This window comes from Paraburkholderia strydomiana, assembly GCF_046030495.1.
GTDB classification, from domain to species: Bacteria; Pseudomonadota; Gammaproteobacteria; order Burkholderiales; family Burkholderiaceae; genus Paraburkholderia; species Paraburkholderia strydomiana_A.
Genome location: NZ_JAQQCJ010000011.1, coordinates 20,683 through 35,401, shown reverse-complemented (window position 1 = coordinate 35,401; position 14,719 = coordinate 20,683). Strand labels below are relative to the sequence as shown.

Annotated in this window: 11 protein-coding genes; 2 read left to right on the top strand and 9 right to left on the bottom strand. The window is 64.6% G+C overall.

The window, feature by feature from the left end; all coding sequences use genetic code 11:
- Positions 1 to 2: 2 nt before the first annotated feature.
- Positions 3 to 1,883, top strand: coding sequence for a polysaccharide biosynthesis protein (locus PQQ53_RS16265; RefSeq protein WP_408324862.1), 1,881 nt, complete (start codon positions 3 to 5; stop codon positions 1,881 to 1,883).
- 71 nt (positions 1,884 to 1,954) lie between these two features.
- Here the strand turns inward: PQQ53_RS16265 and PQQ53_RS16260 are convergent, their stop codons facing one another.
- Positions 1,955 to 3,055 carry an MraY family glycosyltransferase gene (locus PQQ53_RS16260; RefSeq protein ID WP_408144429.1) on the bottom strand — a complete coding sequence of 367 codons (1,101 nt, stop codon included), beginning with the start codon at positions 3,053 to 3,055 and terminating at the stop codon, positions 1,955 to 1,957.
- A 294-nt stretch (positions 3,056 to 3,349) separates the two neighbouring features.
- Here PQQ53_RS16260 and PQQ53_RS16255 point away from each other — a divergent pair, with 294 nt between their 5' ends.
- Positions 3,350 to 4,909, top strand: a complete 1,560-nt coding sequence (locus PQQ53_RS16255) for a methyl-accepting chemotaxis protein (RefSeq protein WP_408144431.1) — start codon at positions 3,350 to 3,352, stop codon at positions 4,907 to 4,909.
- A gap of 120 nt (positions 4,910 to 5,029) precedes the next feature.
- Here the strand turns inward: PQQ53_RS16255 and PQQ53_RS16250 are convergent, their stop codons facing one another.
- The 8 genes from PQQ53_RS16250 to PQQ53_RS16215 form a co-directional block, all read right to left on the bottom strand.
- Positions 5,030 to 5,764, bottom strand: a complete 735-nt coding sequence (locus PQQ53_RS16250) for an ABC transporter ATP-binding protein (RefSeq protein WP_408144433.1) — start codon at positions 5,762 to 5,764, stop codon at positions 5,030 to 5,032.
- Positions 5,765 to 5,801: 37 nt separating this feature from the next.
- Positions 5,802 to 7,742 (bottom strand): branched-chain amino acid ABC transporter ATP-binding protein/permease, encoded by a 1,941-nt coding sequence (locus PQQ53_RS16245; protein WP_408324860.1) that lies wholly within the window; start codon positions 7,740 to 7,742, stop codon positions 5,802 to 5,804.
- A gap of 8 nt (positions 7,743 to 7,750) precedes the next feature.
- A complete protein-coding gene (locus tag PQQ53_RS16240) occupies positions 7,751 to 8,626 on the bottom strand; it encodes a branched-chain amino acid ABC transporter permease (RefSeq protein WP_408144437.1) in 876 nt (291 codons plus the stop codon).
- Positions 8,627 to 8,777: 151 nt separating this feature from the next.
- Positions 8,778 to 9,992 carry an ABC transporter substrate-binding protein gene (locus tag PQQ53_RS16235; protein ID WP_408144438.1) on the bottom strand — a complete coding sequence of 405 codons (1,215 nt, stop codon included), beginning with the start codon at positions 9,990 to 9,992 and terminating at the stop codon, positions 8,778 to 8,780.
- Between the two features lie 257 nt (positions 9,993 to 10,249).
- Entirely contained in the window at positions 10,250 to 11,272 is a 1,023-nt protein-coding gene (gene galE, locus PQQ53_RS16230) for a UDP-glucose 4-epimerase GalE (protein ID WP_408152926.1), read from the bottom strand.
- Positions 11,273 to 11,285: 13 nt separating this feature from the next.
- Entirely contained in the window at positions 11,286 to 12,434 is a 1,149-nt protein-coding gene (locus PQQ53_RS16225) for a glycosyltransferase family 4 protein (protein ID WP_408324858.1), read from the bottom strand.
- Between the two features lie 38 nt (positions 12,435 to 12,472).
- Positions 12,473 to 13,303, bottom strand: a complete 831-nt coding sequence (locus PQQ53_RS16220; RefSeq protein WP_408324856.1) for a glycosyltransferase — start codon at positions 13,301 to 13,303, stop codon at positions 12,473 to 12,475.
- The gene (locus PQQ53_RS16215; protein ID WP_408324854.1) at positions 13,300 to 14,562 is read right to left on the bottom strand and encodes an oligosaccharide flippase family protein; all 1,263 of its coding nucleotides are present in this window, start codon (positions 14,560 to 14,562) and stop codon (positions 13,300 to 13,302) included. The genes PQQ53_RS16220 and PQQ53_RS16215 overlap by 4 nt, the downstream gene beginning before the upstream one ends.
- Positions 14,563 to 14,719: the final 157 nt, after the last annotated feature.

Genomic DNA, 14,719 nt, shown 5'->3' with positions numbered 1-14,719 from the left:
CAATGAAAAGATTTAAAGCCCGATGGCTTTCGTTCAGTGCGTTTGCGTTCGACTTGTGCGCGGTGGCTCTGGCCTGGATGCTGGCCTACGTGATCCGTTTCAACGGTCCGGTGCCCGCCGCGTTCTGGTCGAGCGGTCTGCATGCGCTCGTGTGGGTGCTGCTGATCTACGCGGTGATGTTCCGCAGCTACGGGCTCTATCGCGGCATGTGGGTGTTCGCCAGCCTGCCCGACCTGGTGCGTATCGCGAAGGCGATCGGCGTCGGCGCGCTGTGCGTCGTGATCGGCTCCGCGCTGCTGCAGCCGGCACCCGTGGTGCCTCGCTCCGTGCTGATCGTCTCGCCGATGCTGCTGTTCCTCACGATGGGCGGCTCGCGCGCGCTCTATCGCGCGGCCAAGGAGTTCTATCGCTACGGCGGTCTGGTCGGGCAGGGCAAGCCGGTGCTGGTGCTCGGCGCGGGCAACGCCGGCGCGAACCTCGTGCGCGAACTGAAGCGCTCGGGCGAATGGCGCCTCGCGGGTCTGCTCGACGACGATCCGGTCAAGCAGGGCCGCGAAATCTACGGCTATCGCGTGCTCGGCGCGATCAGCGATCTGCAGAAAATTTCCGCCGAACTGAAAGTGGAGCACGTGATCATCGCGGTGCCGTCCGCTTCCGTCGAAGCGCACCGGCGCATCGCCACGCTGTGCGTGCGCGCGGGCGTGCGAGCGATGACGCTGCCCGCGCTCACGCCGCTGACGCAGGGCCAGGCGTTCCTGTCGCGGGTGCGTCAGATCGATCTCGAAGACCTGCTGGGCCGCGATCCGGTGACGATCGACACGGAGCACGTCGAAGCGCTGCTGAAGAACCGCGTCGTCATGGTGACCGGCGCGGGCGGCTCGATCGGCTCGGAGCTGTGCCGGCAGATCCTGCGCTTCGGTCCGGTGCAGGTGGTGGCGTTCGACATCTCCGAGTTCTCGATCTATCGGCTGAACGAAGAGCTGCGCGACAAGTATCCGGAAGTGTCGGTGGTGCCGATCATCGGTGACGTGAAGGACTCGCTGCTGCTCGATCAGGTGATGGCGCGCTACTGTCCGCACATCGTGTTTCATGCGGCCGCCTATAAGCACGTGCCGCTGATGGAAGAGGTGAACACGTGGCAGGCCGTACGCAACAACGTGCTCGGCACGTATCGCGTGGGGCGCGCGGCGATCCGCCACGACGTCGCCCATTTCGTGCTGATCTCCACTGACAAGGCCGTCAACCCGACCAACGTGATGGGCGCGAGCAAGCGTCTCGCGGAGATGGCCTGCTCGGCGTTGCAGGCGCAGGGGTCGCGGCGCACGCAGTTCGAAACGGTGCGGTTCGGCAACGTGCTCGGCAGCGCCGGCAGCGTGATTCCGAAGTTCCAGGAGCAGATTGCGCGCGGCGGTCCGGTCACGGTCACGCACCCGGAGATCACCCGCTTCTTCATGACGATTCCGGAGGCGTCGCAACTGGTGTTGCAGGCGTCGAGCATGGGACGCGGCGGCGAGATCTTCATTCTCGACATGGGTAAGCCGGTGCGCATCGCCGATCTCGCGCACGATCTGATCCGTCTGTATGGCTTCACGGAAGAGCAGATTCGCGTCGTATTCACCGGGCTGCGTCCCGGCGAGAAGCTGTACGAAGAACTGCTGGCCGATGATGAAACGACCACGCGCACACCGCATCCGAAGTTGCGCATCGCGCGGGCGCGTGAAGTGCCCGACAGCATGATCGACAATCTGCTGCCGTGGCTGATGCAACACCGTGTGCCGTCCGACGATGAGGTGCGCCGTGATCTGCGTCGCTGGGTGCCCGAATATCAGCCGGCCACGGCTGCCGCGCTGCGCAGCGTGACGCCGGTGACGCGGGCGTCGTAGCGACGGCGGCGGCAGTGTCGTAATCGCTCAGAGACACACATAAAGAAAAAGGCGCTCGCGCCTTTTTCCGCTTACCGCTTCCCCTTCCTCACCACCATCCACCGCGGCGACTTGAAGCGCACGATGCTCACATACAGCCACACATAAGTCGCCGCGAACACCACCACGAAGCAGAACAGATGCAGCGTATGCCGCCAGAACAGCGTGGCCGGCACGACCGCGATCAGACACAGCAGCCACAGATACGGCGAAGTCAGCGAATTGCGCCGCGTCAGCTCGCGTGCGGTGCGCGTGCCGACCACCCAGCGCATCAGCCGCTTGTACACGAGCATATGCAAATGCACGCCGTCGGGAATACCCGGCGACATGCCGCGAATGAACTTCTTCCGGTAGATCGAGAAGCAGGTCTCGAAGATCGGATACATGAACAGCAGCACCGGATACCACGCGGACACGTCGCGATTGCGCATCACCAGCATGATCGACAGCTCGGCGAGCATGAAGCCGATGAAGTACGCGCCGCCGTCGCCGAGAAAGATCAGCCCCGCCGGAAAATTCCAGATGAAGAAGCCGAGCACCGCGCCCATCATCATGAACGACGCGGACAGCACGATCGGATCGTGAACCTGGAACGCCACGTAGGCGAGCGATGCGAACATCATGAACGCGACCATCGACGCGAGGCCGTTGAAACCGTCGATGATGTTGATCGCGTTGGCGAGCGCCGCAACGGCCAGCACCGTGACCGCGAAAGAGACCACCGCGTACGAGAGCAGAAAGTCGAGCGGCGGCACGCTGATGCGCGTGACCGCGATATCGAGCAGGAAAAAGGCGAGCGCGGCGGCCACCATCGTGCAGACGAGGCGCACGAGCGGCGACACGCGCTTGGTCAGATCCTCGACGAGACCCGAGCCGAACGCCGGCATGCCGCACGCGATCAGCCCGAGAATGCCGCCCGACACGGCCGGATACGCACGATGCAACTGCACCGCCGAGGCAATCAGCCCGAGCAGAATCCCGGTCCCGCCGATGCGCGGCACCGGCCGCACGTGGAATTTCTGCACGCCGGCCAGATCGGTATCGGTGGAGAATTTTTCATGCAGATGCGCATAGCGCACGATCAACAGCGTGATCAGCAGTGAAACGAGAAAGCCGAGCGCAAAACTAAGCATGAAAGTGGGCCTGAGCGAAGACGGCGAATTATACAAACGAAACGTCGGGCGCCGGCCAGGCGGCGCGCCACCCGTCATTGTCGCGCAACGCGCGGCCGATCCCAGATAGTGAGGTGCAAAGCGGGCGCAAAGGCGCGCCAGTCATGGATTTCACCTATCCAGCGGAGCCGGCGCGGGGTCGTTAACCTGGATGCGGCGAAGTGTAAGTCACGCGCAACGAGTCACCGTCAAGCGGCGGCGCGTGCAACTGCCAACCTGTTTCGCCGCAGATCGGCAAGACGTTCTGGAGACCCAATGCTAAATAACATCACAATTCGTGGCGGCCTGACGCTGGTCATCAGCGTATTCGTCGCTTTCCTTCTGACGGTGATCGCTGTCGGTTATGGCGCGCTCAAACTCGCCAACAGCAGCCTCGACGACACGCAGCGCAGCGCGGTCGCGCTGTCGCATCTGAAGGCGAGTTCCGAAAAGCTTCTGCAGGTGCAGCTCGCGTTGGGCACGTATCAGACGCTCTTTAGCGTCGGCAAGCAGACCGACGATCTGCTGCCGGCCGCGCACAAGGTGCTCGTCGAATCGAACAAGGACTTTCGCAACTACATGGCGGGCCCGTTCGCGAGCGACGCCGAGCGCAAGCTCGCGCAAAGCGTCGAGCAGACGCGCGCCGCGCTGGTCGACAAGGCGATCGAGCCGGAATTCAAGGCGCTCACCGACTTCGACTTCAACACCTTCCGCAACATCCAGGGCGACACCGCGAACAGCTTCTACGCGACCTATTCGAAAGCGATCGACGCGCTCGAAAGCGCGCAGGTCGACAGCCAGCACCAGCAGGCCGCCACCGGCGCGCAGCGCTTCCAGCTGGCGACGCTGCTGTTCGTCGCAATCGGCGTGATCGCGCTCGTGATCGGCGTGGCGGCGCGCATGGCGCTCTCGGCGGCGCTGATCAAGCCGGTCGCCGCGACCGTCAAGCACTTCGAGCGGATCGCCGCCGGCGATCTGACGGTCGCCATCAAGGTGCGCTCACGCAACGAGATGGGGCAGTTGCTCGGCGCGCTGACGAAGATGCGCGACGGCCTCGTCGAAACCGTCGCCAAGGTGCGCGGCAGCACGAGCGCGATCACCCAGGGCGCGAACGAAATCGCGTCGGGCAACGCGGACCTGTCCGCGCGTACCGAGCAGCAGGCGGCCGCGTTGCAGCAGACGGCGGCGAGCATGGAGCAGTTGTCTGCGACGGTGAAGCAGAACGCCGACAACGCCAGGCAGGCGAACCGGCTGGCGCACGGCGCGCTCGATACGGTCACGCGCGGCGGCACGGTGGTGTCGCGCGTCACCGAAACGATGGACGGCATTAGCGAGTCCTCGCGCAAGGTGACGGAGATCATCGGCATGATCGAAGGGATCGCGTTTCAGACCAACATTCTCGCGTTGAACGCGGCGGTGGAAGCGGCGCGCGCGGGCGAACAGGGGCGCGGCTTCGCGGTGGTTGCCTCGGAAGTGCGCAGTCTCGCGCAGCGCTCGGGCGCGGCGGCCAAGGAGATCAAGGAGCTGATCGGCGAATCGGCGGCCAAGGTCGAGCAGGGCGCCTCGCTCGTGTCCGACGCGCAGAAGACGATTCACGAAGCGATGAGCGCGGTCGAGCGCGTCACCGGCGTGATGAACGAGATCGAGGCTTCCGCGCTCGAGCAGAGCGACGGCATCGAGCAGGTCAACAAGGCGGTCTCGCAGATCGACGAAGTCACGCAGCACAACGCGGCGCTCGTCGAGCAGGCCGCGGCCGCGGCGAAGTCGCTGGAAGAGCAGGCGGCCATTTTGAAGGACGCCGTCGCGGTGTTTCAGCTCGACGCGCTGACGGCGTAGGCAAATCGTACCGCTCGCGGGCTGGCGCAGGGCGCCGCGTGGCGATGCGAGCGCGATAGGCTCATCGATGGCGGCCCGCAGTCGGGGCTGCCATCGCGATGACGGCTCATGCCCGTCGAGTCAATGACTCGTGCCCAGATAAGCCGCCTTCACCGACGGATCGTTACGCAATTGCAGCGCCGGCCCATGCGCGGCGATCCGGCCGTTTTCCAGCACGTAACCGTAATCGGCCACATTGAGCGCCGCCGCGGCGAACTGCTCGACCAGCAGCATCGTCACGCCCTGGCCCTTCAGATTCTCGATGATGCGAAACACCTCTTCGACGAGAATCGGCGCGAGCCCCATCGACGGTTCGTCGAGCAGCACGAGTTCGGGGTTCAGCATGATCGCGCGCGCCATCGCCAGCATCTGCTGCTCGCCGCCGGACAGCGTGCCGGCCAGTTGATTGCGCCGCTCCTTCAGACGCGGAAACAGTTCGATCGCGCGCTCCAGATCGGCGTTCACGTCGCCGCGCGGCCGGGCCCATGTGAGGCGCGGAAACGCGCCGAGAATCAGATTGTCGGTCACGCTCATCGTCGCGAACACGCGCCGGCCTTCCGGCGAATGCGCAAGGCCGAGCCGCGCGATGCGGTGCGAGTCGAGCGCGTCGATCCGCTTCGCGCTCGCGCCCACGCCCATCGTGATTTCACCCGCGCTCGGACGGATCATCCCGGAGATCGCGCGCATCGTGGTGGTTTTGCCTGCGCCGTTCGAGCCGATCAGCGTGACGACCGACGCCTTCGGCACGTCGATCGAAATGCCGTGCAGCACTTTGACCTTGCCGTAGCCCGCATGCAGATTTCTGATCGATAGCATGTGTGTTCCTGTGAGTCTCAAGACCTGTGCGCGCCGCTCAGGCCGCTTGCCCGGCCGCCTGGCCGCCGAGATAAGCCTCGATGACTTTTTCGTTCGACTGGACCTCGGCCGGATTGCCTTCCGCGATCTTCTGCCCAAAGTCGAGCACCGACACGCGGTCGCACACGCTCATCACGACGTCCATGTGATGCTCGATCAGCACGACCGTGATGCCGTGATCGCGCACCTTGCGGATGATCGCGATCAGCTCCTTGATGTCCGGCGCGGTGAGGCCCGCGGCCGGTTCATCGAGCAGCAGCACTTGCGGATCGAGCGCGAGCGCCCGCGCGATTTCGAGCAGCCGCTGCTTGCCGTAGGGCAGGTTGCGCGCTTCCTCGCCGGCCACGTTCTCCAGCCCGACGAAACGCAGCATGCCGAACGCGCGCTCGCGGGCGGCTGCTTCCTCGCGCCGGTAGCGCCGCGACATCAGCCCGACGTCGGCGAGATTGGCGCGGAACGTGTGGTGCAGACCGACCAGCACGTTTTCGAGCGCGGTCATCTCGCCGAACAGCTGCACGTTCTGAAACGTGCGCGCGATGCCCGCCAGCGCGATCTGCGCCGAGGTCTTGCCGGCGAGCGACGTGCCGCGATAGTCGAGCGTGCCGGCGGTCGGCACGTAGATGCCGGTCAGCACGTTCATCATCGTGCTCTTGCCGGAGCCGTTCGGGCCGATCAGCCCGTGAATCGTGCCGCGCTGCACGCTCAGATCGACATTGTTGAGCGCCTTCAGGCCGCTGAACTGCATCAGGATGCCGCGCAACTGCAGGATGTCTTCGGTGCCGCCCGCCTGCACGGCCTGAATCGCATCGCCGCCGACCGTCCTGGGCGCCGTCGTATCGACGGTGACCGTGCGCACCCGGCCATGCAGCACGATCTTGCGCACGAAGCCGACCACGCCGTCCTGCAGGTAGTACACGACTAGCAGGATCATCAGGCCGAAGATCGTCAGCCGCCAGTCGGCGAGCGTGTCGATGCGGTACGAGAACGCGGCGAGCCCGACCGTGCCGAGCACCGGAATCGCCACCTTGCGCGGCGTCGATACCTTGCGCGCGAGCGCCACGCCCGCGCCGATCACGACTACCGCCGCCAGCACCGACGCGACGGTGCGGAACATGTCGATGTCGTCGAGCAGTTTGGGCAGCAGCACGATGATCGCGGAGCCGAGCAGCGCACCGGTGCGCGTCTTGCGTCCGCCCATGATGATCGCGAGCAGGAACAGGATGGTCAGCTCGAAGTTGTAGGTGTTCGGCGAGATGTACTGCTCCGAATACGAATAGAGGCAGCCGGCCAGCCCCGCAAAACCCGCGCTGATCACGAACGCATAGACCTTGTAGCGGTACACCGACACGCCCATGCAGTCCGACGCGATCGGGCTGTCGCGCAGCGCTTCGAACGCGCGGCCCAGATGCGACTTGAGCACGCGGTGCACGACGATCAGCGACACCACCAGCAGCGCCGCGACGAGCCAGTAGTATTCGACTTCGTTCATCGGCCGGCCGCCGAGCGACGGCTTCGGAATCTTCACGCCCATCGGCCCGTTGGTCAGAAAATCCATCTCGTTGATGAGAATCTGCAGGATCGTGCCGAACGCGAGCGTGACCATCGCGAGGTACGGGCCGGACACGCGCAGCGCAGGCAGCGCGAGAATCGCGCCGAAGCCGGCCGTGATCAGGATCGCGAGCGGCGCGGTGACGAAAAACGGCATGCCGAGCTTGATGAACAGTACGCCCGCCGTATAAGCGCCGACCCCGAACAGCCCCGCATGACCGAGCGAAACCTGGCCGGTATAGCCGACCACGATGTCGAGACCGAACAGCAGGATCGCGTAGATCATGATGGTCTCGAACAGATGGATGTAGTACGGGTTGCCCGACAGCACCGGGAACACCGCGAGCGCGACCAGCGCCAGAGCCGACGCAATGAGTTTCTTCAGATTCACGGCGGGCCTCACACTTTCTTGATCGAGGTCTTGCCGAACAGGCCGGCGGGTTTCAGCGCGAGCACGATCAGCAGCAGCACGAGCCCCGGCACGTCCTTGTAGCCGGTGGAGATGTAGAAGCCCGTGGTGGTCTCCGCAATCCCGAGAATCACGCCGCCCACCACGATGCCGAGCCCGCTCGACAGCCCGCCGATGATCGCCACCGCGAACGCCTTGAGCCCGAGCACCGCGCCCATCGTCGCGCCGGTCAGCGTGAGCGGGGCGATCAGCACGCCGGCGAACGCGGCCGTCAGCGACGACAGCGCATACGAAAACGTGATCACGAGGCCGGTGTTGATGCCCATCAGCGCGGCGGCGTCGCGGTCGTTCGCGGTGGCCACCACCGCCTTGCCGAAAATAGTCTTGCGGTTGAAGAACTCGACCGCCAGCATCATCACGAGCGCGCCGCCGACCACCAGCAGTTCCATCGGCAGCACGTTCGCGCCGAGCACCTTGAGCGGCGCTTCCGGCAGCGGCGACGGAAAGCGCAGATCGTCGCGGCCCCAGACGTTTTCCGCGACGTTCTTGAAGATGATGCCGAGCGCGATGGTCGACATGATCCAGCCGAATTCGGATTTGATCCTGATCGCGGGCCGCACGCCGATCCGCTCGACGAACGCGCCTTGCAGCAGGCCGAACAGGCAGACGAGCGGAATCATCAGCCAGTAATTGACACCCAATGACACCAGCGTAAGGCCGACCAGCGCGCCGAGCATCAGCGCGTCGCCCTGGCCGAAGTTCAGCGTGCCGGACGTGGCGAACGTGAGTTGATAGCCGAATGCGATCACGGCGTAGATCATGCCGAGCGCAATGCCGCTATAGATGAGCTGCAGAAGAATGGCCATCGTCGAGCGCCTTCGTATTCACCGCGTATGAGGCAGAGCCGCGCCCGCCGTCAGGCGGGTGCGGCTCCCGGAGCATGCTGCCGCGCGTTATGCGCGCGGCTTGGCCACGGGCCCGGCGCGAGGTGCGCGTCGGGCCCGCGTCGATACGCGCCTAGTTCGGCGACGCCTGCTTGGTGCGCAGCTGGCTGCCGCCCTTGCGGTCGGCCTCGTACGCATAGATCACGCGGCCGCCCTTGACCTCGCCGACCACCGGCACGTTCGGGCTGATCGCTTCGTGGTCGTCGTGCGTGAACGGCTTGTCGTAGACCATCACGACGCCTTCCACCTTGGTATTGAGGTTTTCGAGCGCGGCGCGCACTTTCGGGCCGTCGGTCGAACCGGCCTGGGTGATGGCGGCGGCCAGCAGGTAGATCGAGTCATAGCCCTGCGCGGCGGAGACCGGCGAGTCGATGCGATTGTTCTTCGGCTTGAATTCCTTCAGGTACGCGTCGATGAATGCCTTGCGTTTCGGCGTATTGGCTTCCTGAATGAAGGTCTGCGGCATGCGCGCGCCTTCGCCGTTGGTGCTCGCGTTGTCGATGTAGTTCGCCATGGAGAGCGTCCAGCTGCCGATCAGCGGCACTTTCCAGCCGAGCTTGGCCATGCCGTTGGCGATCTGGGCGAGCTCCGGCCCGATGCCGTACGTCAGCACCGCTTCAGCGCCGGCCTCCTTGGCCTTGAGCAGCTGCGCGGTCATGTCGACGTCCTTGATGTTGAATTTTTCGACGGCGACCGGCTTCACGCCTTTCGCGGCGAGCGCTTTTTCGAGGTCTTCGCGGCCGAGCTGGCCGTAATTGGTCGAGTCGGCGAGAATCGCCACTTTCTTGAAGCCGCGCTTGGTGACGGCCTCGTCGACGATCATCGGCGCCTGAATGCGGTCCGCGGCGGCATTGCGGAACACGTAGTTATCGGGCTGATCGGTGAATTGCTTCGTCACGATACTGCCGGTCGCGACGTTGTTGAAGACGGGAATCTTTGCTTCCTGGAAGAAGCGCTGCGAGGCGAGCGCGACGCCGGTGTTGATGTAGCCGACCACCGCGACGACTTTTTCCTTGTTGATCAGCTCTTGCGCGATCTGCACGCCGCGTTCGTTTTTCGCTTCGTCGTCGCGCTCGACCAGCACGATCTGGCGGCCCAGCACGCCGCCGCCCTTGTTGATTTCAGCGGCGGCAAGACGCACGCCGTCGCGCATGCTCACGCCCATCGAAGACGACCCGCCGGTGAAGGGTCCGTCGACGCCGATCTTGATCGGGTCGGCCGCGTAGCTGACGTTGGCGAAGGCACACAGCGCGAGCGCGCTCACCACGCTCTTCAAGCGAATTCCCATAGCAGTCTCCGTAGCATGTCTTTTCTTGCACGGAGCCTCGATTCGGCTCCCATGCGCGCCGACCGGACGTTCTTAGGAAGCCTGACCGTCGCGTCGGTGAGGCAGTATAGGAAATCGTAAAGGATTAGTAATATTCGGACTTACCCGCTTGGTGCAATCCCGCAATCGACGGCGGCGCAGTCCGTGCGGTACAACCTGCCGGACCCGCTCGCGCCCGCGTCGATTTTTCCGGCAACCGGTGGGTTGCCGTGGCCGCGTCAGGCAAATCCGCGCGGATTGCTCGACTGCCAGCGCCAGTGATCCGCGCACATCCGTTCGATGCCGAACTGCGCGCGCCAGCCGAGGATGTTCTCGGCGGCCGCCGGATCGGCGAAGCACGACGCGACGTCGCCCGGACGGCGCGCGACGATCTCGTACGGCACCGGCTTGCCCGACGCCTTCTCAAACGCGCGCACCACGTCCAGCACGCTATAGCCCTGGCCCGTGCCGAGGTTCACGACGAGGCTCGCGTCGCGCTTGACCAGCGCGTCGAGCGCGGCGAGGTGCCCGCGCGCCAGATCGACCACGTGGATGTAGTCGCGCACGCCGGTGCCGTCGGGCGTTTCATAGTCGCCGCCGAACACGCGCAGCTTGTCGAGCTTGCCGACCGCCACCTGCGCGACATACGGCATCAGGTTGTTCGGAATGCCGGCCGGATCTTCGCCGATCAGACCGCTCTCGTGCGCGCCGACCGGGTTGAAGTAGCGCAGCGTGGCGATGCGCCACGACGGATCGGACAGTTCCAGGTCGCGCAATACCTGCTCGGCGATCAGCTTCGACTGGCCGTACGGATTGGTGGCCGACAGCGGGAAGGATTCATCGATCGGCGAGCTTTTCGGCACGCCGTACACCGTTGCCGACGAACTGAACACGAACTGCCTGACGTTGCGGTCGCGCATCACGCCGAGCAGCGCCAGCAGGCTGCCGACATTGTTGCTGTAGTACTCGATCGGCTTCGCGACCGATTCGCCCACCGCCTTCAGCGCGGCGAAGTGAATTGCGCCCGTGATCGGGTGCGCATCGAAAATACGGTTGAGCGCGTCGACGTCGCGCGCGTCGTTGTCGTAGAAGGTCACGGCGCGGCCGGTGATTTTTTCCACGCGCCGCAGCGATTCGCGGTTGCTGTTCACGAGATTGTCGATCACCACGACGTCGTAGCCGCCGTTGAGCAGTTCGACACAAGTATGCGAGCCGATGAAGCCGGCGCCGCCCGTTACCAGAATCGTGCCCTTCGTGGTCATGCTGTTTGCTCCGTTAAAGTAAAACGCCCGTCATTTTCTGCACCAGGTCTTTATATGTTTCGACGACGACCCGTTCGTCGAATTCTTGCGCGACTTTCTGCCGGCCGCGTTCCGCCATCGCGCGTCGTTCGGCGTGGCTCATGTCGAGCATGCGCGCGAGTTGCGTGGCGAGGCTCTCTACGCTGCGCGCTTCGCACAGCAAACCGTTGACGCCGTCGGCCACCACCTCGCGGCAACCCGGCACGTCGGTCGTGACGATCGGGCGGCCCATCGCCGACGCTTCCATCAGCGTGCGCGGCACGCCTTCACGATACGACGGCAACACGATGCAATCGGCATCGGCGATGAAGGGACGCACGTCGTGCGCTTCACCAGGATACTCGATGATGCCTTCCCGCTCCCACGCCGCCACTTCGTCGCGCGTGATCGCGCTCGGATTGTCGACGCCCACCGGGCCGAGCAGTTGGAACCGCGCGTGCGGATATCGTTCACGCAACCGGCGCGCGGCCTCCACATATTCGCCGACGCCCTTGTCCCACAGGAGCCGCCCGATCAGCACGAATTTAAACTCCGGCCGCTCAGGCAACGGTGCGAACGCGAACTGTTCGAGATCGACGCCTTCGCCGTGCAGCAGCCGCGCCCGCTCAGGATGCACCAACAAATTCTGCTCGACAAACGCGTTCTGGTCGTCGCGATTCAGAAACCAGACTTCGCGCGGGAAGCGGAACGCGAAACGATACAATTTTTTCGCCACCTGCGCGGCGCGGCTCTGCTGGATGAACACGTAGCCGAGCCCGGTCGTGACCGCGACCGACTGCACGCCCGCGAGCTTCGCGGCGATCGAGCCGTAGATGTTCGGCTTGATGGTGTAGTGAAACACCACGTGCGGGCGGATCGTCCGGTATTGCCGGTAGAGCGACGCGAGCGTGCGCAGATCGTCGCGCGGATTGGTGCCCTTGGAGGCAACCGGCAGTTCGATGCAGCGGCAGCCCATCGCGGTGAGCAGCTCGAAGGTGCGGTCGCGCGGCGCGAGCACCGTCACGTCGACGCCGCGCCCCACCAACATGCGGATCAGTCCTTGCCGATAGGTATAGATTGCCCAGGCAGTATTGCAAACGAGTGTAATACGCAGCGCGGGCGTTGACTTCAGGGCAGGCTTCATGCGGGAGCGGGTTCGGCGATGAATGGGACGGTGGAGGGTCAGTGACTCGCGCGCGGCGCGAGCAGCACGCGTTTGACCCGCTGCAGCGCGCGGTACGGCATCACCAGATGCAGTAGATTTTTCGCGAGGCCGAGCCAGTCGTACGGATTGGCGGCGTTGAAGTAGCGCAATTGCAAACGCATTGTCGAGGTAATCTGGCGGCGCCGTTTGGTCGCGCTGATGCCGCCTTCGTTCAGTTCGTAATAGAGCCCGAGTTCCGGCAGATTCGCGCAGTCATAGCGTTCCATCAGACGTACGAACAGATCGAGATCTTCGGCGGAGCGGTACTCGGCGCGGTAGTTGCCGACCGCGCGCACGGCGTCGATGCGCAGCATCATCGAAGGATGCGCGAAGCATGAGCGGAAGAAGCGCACGCGGCGGATCGCGTTCGGCTCGGCGGGCGGCGTCAGCATGAAGAGCGGCTCGCCCGCGCGCGTGACGACCTGGGTCCACATGCCGAGCCCGGCCACGTTCGGATGCGCCTGCATGAACGCGCGCTGCTTCGCGAGCCGTTGCGGCACGCTGCGGTCGCCCGCGTCGATGCGCGCGGCATAGCGGAAGCCGCGTTGCGCGAGCGCGTCGATGCCGGTTTGCAACGCGCGCTCGATGCCGCCGTTCTGCGCCATGCGCAGCACGTCGATCTTCATGTTGGCGAGCGCCGGCGCGACGATCGGCGGCGTGCTGCCGTCATCGACGATCAGTACGTGCACCAGCGCACTTTCACTGAACGAGGCGAGCGTGAGATCGACGTCGGCCTGGCCGTTGTACGCGGGCATTAGCACCGCGACGTCGTCGAGAGCGGTTTGCACGGTGGCGGATGCGTTCGTCATGGGCGCAATTTGAAACGGATGTAATAAAGATTAACCGACGCGGCCGCCAGATAGCCGGCCGCGAGACCCACCAACGCGCCATAAGCGCCGAGCCGCGGGATTGCCAGCAGATTCACCACGAACGCGACGGCCAGTGCGAGCAGCCATTTGGACAGCAACACGAACCTCGCCTGATACTTCAGTACGATAAGATTGCCGATCGCTTCGATGCCGGCCGGCACGGACAGCCACACGGCCCAGCGGAAGATGTCGATCGCACCTTCGAAGTCCGGTCCGAACACGCGGCGAATGATGACACCGGCGAGCAGGTCCAGCACGAGCGCGCCGCTCACCATCAATGCGGCGGTCATCGCGGTGAGCCGCCACATATTGCGGCGCAGTCGCGCGGCCTCCTGCACGCGGTAGACGAATGCGGGCGCGATGGTCTGGGCGAGCATCAGCGCGAGCGTGATCCAGTTTTCGTTCAACTGCTGGGCGGCGGAATAGCGTCCGAGGTCAGCGAACGAAATGGCCCGTTCGAGCATCAGGCGATCCAGTTTCAGGAACAGATACATACAGATCAGGCCGAGCCAGAACACGGTGCCCGCGCTCGCGAAATGCGTGAAGAGCGAACGGTCGAAGCGCCAGTTCAGCCGGCCGCCGTGGCGGCGCACGAAGTAGATCAGCAGCACCACGCCAATCGCCGCGGATTCGAGCGCCCACAGCCAGCCGAAGCGCGCGGGCGCCGCCGCCGCGCGCACCAGCAGATATACACAGCCGGCCTTGAGCACGGCGGTGCTCATGCTGGTGAGCAACTGCGGCTTGCTGTAGGTCAGGCTTTGCAGCCACGCGTTGATCACACCGACGAACGGCTCGCGAAACAGCATGGTGACCGCGAGGCCCGCGAGCATGGCGCCGACGAGCGGCTCGAACACATGCAGCGCGATGCCGAGCCACGTGAGCAGCAACGCGCCGACCGACACGGCAAAGCGCAACACGAACGCGCTGCCGAGCACGGTGCCGAGTTGCGCGGGCGGCCGGTTGACGATGGTGGGCACGAGAATCTCCGCGCCGCACACCCAGGTGATCGGCGAGAGCACCAGCAGCAGCGTGTTCGCGTATTGCCATTTGCCGAATACATCCGGCCCGAAGTAGCGCGCCAGCATGCCGCTGATCACAATCGCGACACCGATTTGTGTGAGTCTTTCGAGCCCGAGCCAGACAATGTTCGTGAAGGCGCGCGTGACGTCGGGATTGGCGAAGCGTTTGAGCGTCAGCATCCGCTGGCCGTTTGCCGGAGCACGTATGCGGAATGCGCAGCGGCACTGCGCGCGTTCGCCCACCCGGCCGACTGTAGCGGCAACTTTACAAATGGAGGGCGTCTAAGCATTAGAATGGCGTTATTCAGGCGGGTCAGAAGAACGCAATTATAAGTTG